The sequence below is a fragment of the Malaciobacter halophilus genome (assembly GCF_002837275.1).
GTDB classification, from domain to species: domain Bacteria; phylum Campylobacterota; class Campylobacteria; order Campylobacterales; family Arcobacteraceae; genus Malaciobacter; species Malaciobacter halophilus.
The window spans coordinates 1-745 of sequence record NZ_NXIF01000102.1 but is presented as its reverse complement, the minus strand read 5'-3'; the positions used below and the strand labels follow the sequence as shown (position 1 = coordinate 745).

1 protein-coding gene is annotated in these 745 nt (G+C 27.9%); it reads right to left on the bottom strand.

What is annotated here, in order from left to right:
* On the bottom strand, positions 1-459 hold a 459-nt coding region (locus tag CP960_RS13600), incomplete at its 3' end, for a two-partner secretion domain-containing protein (RefSeq protein ID WP_119184496.1).
* Positions 460-745: the final 286 nt, after the last annotated feature.

Sequence of the window (745 nt, the reverse complement as noted above, 5' to 3'; positions counted from 1 at the left end):
AAAAGTATAATTACCTGCATTAAAATCTTCATCACTTAAGTTTTTTGTAGTTGCAAGAAGTCCAGCTGTATTAATCTTAGCATTTTTTCCAAATAAAACACCATTTGAGTTTAATATCCAAACTTGACCATTTGCATTTAATGCTCCATTGATAATTGATTTTTCATTTCCAATTACTCTATTTAAAGCAATACTTTTTACATTTGGTTGTTTAAAGTTTACTATCTCATCTTTAGCAATATTAAATTTGTTCCAGTTTATACTAACTTTGCTAGAGTTTTGTGTGATATTTGTTACTTTACCACTAGAAGAGATATTTGCACTACCACTTGTAACAATTCCCCCAGATGGAGCTGCAAAAGTTAATGTTGTAGTTCCTAATAAAGCACTTACAACTAAACTTATCTTTCCACCTTTTAAGATACGAAATCTTGAGCTAAAATTAATTAGTCTTTTCATCTTGTCCCTTTGCGTGTTTTACTTTATATTTTAAGTTATATTTAAAATATAAATTTTTTTCTTAACATAATTATAACAGTTTAAAGTCGCAGCAAAGTCACAAAGTGATTTTTTAGTTTAATTTTATCTAAAAGAGTGCTCTATAAATATTGTTGAAAAAAATATGGAAGGTGAAATTAGTGTAGAAAATACTAATAAGGGTGCTCTTTTTTTAGTAACACTTCCTTTTAAAAGTGGACAAGAGTAAAAGAGCTTAAAAGCTCTCCCACTCATCATCTTTATCACT